We start from the raw sequence: 4,366 nt of genomic DNA, 5'->3' as shown, positions 1-4,366 counted from the left end.
GTCGAGCTTGTTGAGCTTGCGCTCGATCCGGTTGGCGCACGAGGCGCAGGTCATGCCCTCGATCTGGAGGTCGACGACGGTGGTCGCCGGTCCGCCGGCGATATCGGTGCCTGTCATGGCGTCCTCCCTCATTCCGCGTCGTGGAGTGTGTACCCGGCCTCGTCCACGGCGGCGCGGACGAGGGCGGGGTCGACGGGATCGGGGGCGACGACGACGAGGCGGCCCGACTCCAGGTCGACCTCCACATCGGTGACGCCGGGGATCTCCGAGACCTCCTCCTTCACGGAGGCGACGCAGTGGCCGCAGGTCATTCCGGAGACGGTGAATCGGGACGTGACAGACATGGGGTTCTCCTCTGGTGGTGGCAGACGGGTGGAGGGCGGCTCGGTGGAGCGGACTACGACTTGACCAGGCGCGCGATGGCCGCATTGGCCTCGGCGAGCTTGGCCTGCGCCTCCGGGCCACCGTGCTCGATCGCGCCGGCCACGCAGTGGCCCAGGTGCTCCTCGAGCAGGTTGAGCGAGAGCGACTGCAGCGCCCGGGTCATGGCGGAGACCTGCGTGAGGATGTCGATGCAGTACTTGTCCTCCTCGACCATCTTCTGCAGACCGCGGGCCTGACCCTCGATGCGGCGCAGCCGCTTGAGGTGGTCGTCCTTGTTCGGGGTGTATCCGTGCTCGGCCATGCGAGATACGGTACCCCCCTAGGGTACCTATTTCAAGGCCCGCGACGCCCCGAACCCCGGGACGCCCGCGGCTCAGGCCTGGCGGTCGGGCTTCAGGCCGTGTTCGATCCCCCAGGCCACCGCCTGGGCACGCGTGGTCACACCCATTTTCCGGTAGGCGGCACGGATGTAGGTCTTGACCGTGTTCGCCGACAGGTAGCACCGGTCGGCGATGTCATGATTCGACATACCCTGCACGATCAGGCCCACCATCTCGGCTTCGCGGGCGGAGAGGCCGGCCTCCTTGGCGGGCCAGTCGTTGGCCCCCGTGGCGGACAACCCCGGCCCCACCATCGTCACGATGCGACCCGCCGCGATCTCCTCAATCCCCCGGACCAGCTCCGGAGCGGACAGGGACTTGGAGAGGAAACCGTTCGCCCCCAACGCCAGACTGTCCTCGACAGCAGCGCGGTCAGCGGCGAAGGAGTAGACCGCGACCGCAGCGATCGACGGGTCCTGACATAGCGCAGCCAGGCGGGCGTGCTTTCCCACCGGCGCGGCGAACGTGTCGTACAGGGCCACGTCCACCGGAGCCGCCCCCTTGGAGACCGTGCGCTTCTCCACGACCTCGATGCGGTCGGCGTACTCCGAGAGTATGGCGTTCACCCCGGCTACGACGACGAGGTAGTCGTTGATCACAGTCACCCTGACCGGCATGGACAGACCTTAGCAACGAACCCTCGGATGCCCCGATACGGCGATCACACCCCTGGGGGTGTAGTCCGCCCGCTTTCATACAACGGATGATGGGACGTTGTTCCGCGCACGGTCTTTCGACTCGTCGCCGACCCGGGAAGTGGGATGATCATTTGGCTGAGGCCGCCTCGACCGCAGTGGACGATCGATGGGCATGGGCTGACCGCGGCAACTGCGTCGGCCACCAGGACCTGTTCTACAACGACGACCACGACCTCAAGGGCACGAGGCGGAAGAACGAGGAACTCGCCAAGCAGCTCTGCCGGCAGTGCCCGGTGCTCGACCAGTGCCGTCGGTACGCCATCGAGGAGCGGGAGCTCTACGGCGTCTGGGGCGGCATGACCGAGCTGGAACGACACAAGGCGGCGGGCCGGTTGCGCACCGGCTGACCTGCGGCCCGCAACGCCGACTTCAGCGGACGCGAGCCACCGCGAAGCCATCCCAGCCCTTGGCGCCCACCGTCTGCAGGGCGGTCGCGTCCAGTCGCGGATGACCGCCGAGCAGCGTCAGCACCTCGCGGCTGCCGAGCACCCCGGGATCGTCGGAGCCCGCGTCCGCGACCGCGCCGTGGCGCACGACGTTGTCCACTACGATCACGCTGCCCGGGCGGGTCAACTGCAACGCGAGCTCGACGTAGCCCGGATTGCCGGGCTTGTCGGCGTCGATGGACACCATGTCGAACGGCTCGGTACCCGTGTCGATCAGCGCCCGCGCCGACTCCGAGGCCGGGCCCACGAGTACCTCCACGCGATCGGCCACCCCGGCCCGTCTGAAGTTTGCGCGCGCCACCTCGGCATGCCGCGGGTCGATCTCCAAAGTGACCACCTCGCCGTCGTCCCCCAGGGCGCGGGCGACGCTGGCCGCGCTGTACCCGCCGAGAGTCCCGAACTCCAGGACGCGGCGCGCGCCGATCATCCGGCAGAGCAGCGCGAGGAACCGCGCCTGGGCGGCGGAGACCTCGATCGGGGGCAGGTCCGCCGCCGCGGTGGCCTCACGCACATCCCGCAACACCTGGTCCTCGAGCCCCATCGCCTCGTCGAGGAATGCGTCGACCTCCGCCCATCCGGGCTCATGGTCAGTGGTGTCGGGCGTGGCGGGCGGGTGCTCGGTCATGGCTACGACGGTAGCTCCGGGAGGGTGCCCGACCCACGCGGGAGGGCGGCGACTTAGACTCCGCTCATCAGTGATTCACGACACATTAAGTCCGGGGGACCGTGTTACTTCGTCGAACCGCGCTGCGCGCTGCCGCACTCGCCACCGCTCTGGCGACCACCATCGGGGGCGGGGCCGCGCTCGCCCCGGTCGCCGCAGCCCAGGGCTCGTCCAACGACCCTGCTCCCGCGTTCTATCAACCGCCCGCCCAGCTGCCCGCAGGCGCGGGAGCACTCGTCAAGACCGAGTCGTTCCCACTCGCCGGCGCCATCCCACCGATCCCCGGGGCGGAGTTCGTCTCGGACGGCGCGGGCCCGATCTCGACCGATGCCCAGCGCATCATGTACACCTCCGCGGGGTCGAGAAACCAGCCAATCGCCGTGACGGGGACGTACCTCCAGCCCCGCGCGCCGTGGACCGGCCCGGGGACGCGGCCGCTCGCAGTGCTCGCACCGGGCACCCAGGGTCAGGCCGACCACTGCGCGCCGTCGAAGACCTTCCAGAACCTGGCCACCGTCCGCACGGACCCGCCCGGCGTGGGCTTCGGCTACGAACTCATCCAGGCCTACGCGTTGCTGGCCCGCGGCTACGCGGTCGCGATGACCGACTACGAGGGGCTGGGCACGCCCGGCATCCACCCGTACGTCCACCGCGAGTCCTCGGCCCGTGCCGTGTTGGACATCGCCCGTGCCGCGCCGCGGATCCCTGGTGCGGACATCGGACCCTCGCCGCGCACCGTGTTCTCCGGGTACTCGCAGGGCGGCGGCGCTGTGGCCGCAGCCGCCGAACTGCATCCGCGGTACGCGGCCGAGGTGAACCTCGTCGGCACCGCCGCCGGATCGCCGCCCGCCGACCTCCTGGCCACTCTCGAGAGGGCAGACGGGTCGGCGATCGCCGGCGTGATCGGGTACTCGCTCAACAGTCTGGTCGACGCCTACCCGGAGATGGACCCGCTCCTCGACGCCTATCTCAACGACCACGGCCGGGCGATGCTCGCCGCCACCTCCGACCAGTGCATCGGCGAGACCGCCATCCAGTTCTTCCAGCAGCGCACCAACAACTTCACGCGGTCCGGCCAGTCCGCCGGGGAGATCGCCAGGCAGGATCCGGCCATCATGGACTACCTGGAGCGCCAACGCATCGGCCGCCTGTCGCCCACCACGCCGGTGCGGATCCTGTCCCCCGTGAACGACGACGTGGTGCCCGGTCACCAGTCACAGCGACTCGGCCGCGACTGGTGCGCGCAGGGTGCGGCCGTCGAGATGGTGATCGACCACACCCCGCCGGTGGCCACCGGGCTGGTCATCAATCACGCGGTGCCGATGCTCTCCGGCCTCGGAGGGACGGTGCAGTACCTGGCCGACCGGATCGACGGCCTGCCGGCCCCGGTCAACTGCGGGACGTACTGAGTCGACGACCCCCGCGGCTACGCGCGTCCTGCCGGGTCGCGCTGGCCTGCGCCCCCCTTCATCGGGAAGAGCGTTCCGAACACATCCGCCGAGAAGCAGGTGCTCGGAACGCTCTTCTCGTTGGGGTGCGCCGGGTATGACGCAGTCGACGACGCGTGGCTCGGTGGCGGCCTGGGCCTCGGGCTCGGTCGCGGCCTTGGCCTGGGTTTCGGTCTCGGTCTTGGTCTCGGTCTCGCAAGTAGATTGCGCAACTTCCTTGTAGAATCGCTTGGGTGGCCCACCAGACCGACTCTGCGAGCAGCTCCGACCCGAGCGACACCCCTGGTGCCGCGGCCACCGCGGCCACCGCGTCCGCCGCGGCCACCGCGTCCGCCACGAGCACCGC

Annotated in this window: 7 protein-coding genes; 2 read left to right on the top strand and 5 right to left on the bottom strand. The window is 69.8% G+C overall.

Annotated elements, in window-relative coordinates; all coding sequences use genetic code 11:
- From G6020_RS17410 to G6020_RS02910, 4 genes are all read right to left on the bottom strand, one after another.
- The coding region (locus G6020_RS17410; protein ID WP_182609602.1) for a heavy metal-associated domain-containing protein at positions 1-117 on the bottom strand (117 nt) is incomplete at its 3' end.
- A gap of 11 nt (positions 118-128) precedes the next feature.
- Positions 129-344, bottom strand: coding sequence for a heavy metal-associated domain-containing protein (locus G6020_RS02920; RefSeq protein ID WP_182609601.1), 216 nt, complete (start codon positions 342-344; stop codon positions 129-131).
- 53 nt (positions 345-397) lie between these two features.
- Positions 398-685 carry a metal-sensitive transcriptional regulator gene (locus tag G6020_RS02915; protein WP_095718749.1) on the bottom strand — a complete coding sequence of 96 codons (288 nt, stop codon included), beginning with the start codon at positions 683-685 and terminating at the stop codon, positions 398-400.
- A 72-nt stretch (positions 686-757) separates the two neighbouring features.
- Entirely contained in the window at positions 758-1,381 is a 624-nt protein-coding gene (locus G6020_RS02910; protein ID WP_182609600.1) for a response regulator transcription factor, read from the bottom strand.
- A 152-nt stretch (positions 1,382-1,533) separates the two neighbouring features.
- On the opposite strand from G6020_RS02910, the gene G6020_RS02905 reads away from it, so the two are divergent.
- Entirely contained in the window at positions 1,534-1,809 is a 276-nt protein-coding gene (locus tag G6020_RS02905; RefSeq protein ID WP_241730769.1) for a WhiB family transcriptional regulator, read from the top strand.
- Positions 1,810-1,831: 22 nt separating this feature from the next.
- Here the strand turns inward: G6020_RS02905 and G6020_RS02900 are convergent, their stop codons facing one another.
- The gene (locus G6020_RS02900) at positions 1,832-2,449 is read right to left on the bottom strand and encodes an O-methyltransferase (RefSeq protein WP_206682194.1); all 618 of its coding nucleotides are present in this window, start codon (positions 2,447-2,449) and stop codon (positions 1,832-1,834) included.
- Between the two features lie 185 nt (positions 2,450-2,634).
- Here G6020_RS02900 and G6020_RS02895 point away from each other — a divergent pair, with 185 nt between their 5' ends.
- Positions 2,635-3,981, top strand: a complete 1,347-nt coding sequence (locus G6020_RS02895; RefSeq protein ID WP_259847920.1) for a lipase family protein — start codon at positions 2,635-2,637, stop codon at positions 3,979-3,981.
- The last annotated feature ends 385 nt before the right edge of the window (positions 3,982-4,366 follow it).

The sequence above is a fragment of the Dietzia sp. B19 genome, assembly GCF_014145155.1.
Classification (GTDB): Bacteria; Actinomycetota; Actinomycetes; order Mycobacteriales; family Mycobacteriaceae; genus Dietzia; species Dietzia natronolimnaea.
This window is presented reverse-complemented; position numbering and strand designations above follow the sequence as displayed.

What these genes read in the sequence shown, in the direction of transcription:
- G6020_RS02910 (WP_182609600.1), bottom strand. Translation starts at nt 1,381, where the DNA reads ATGCCGGTCAGGGTGACTGTGATCAACGACTACCTCGTCGTCGTAGCC.
- G6020_RS02920 (WP_182609601.1), bottom strand. Translation starts at nt 344, where the DNA reads ATGTCTGTCACGTCCCGATTCACCGTCTCCGGAATGACCTGCGGCCAC.
- G6020_RS02900 (WP_206682194.1), bottom strand. Translation starts at nt 2,449, where the DNA reads ATGGGGCTCGAGGACCAGGTGTTGCGGGATGTGCGTGAGGCCACCGCG.
- G6020_RS02915 (WP_095718749.1), bottom strand. Translation starts at nt 685, where the DNA reads ATGGCCGAGCACGGATACACCCCGAACAAGGACGACCACCTCAAGCGG.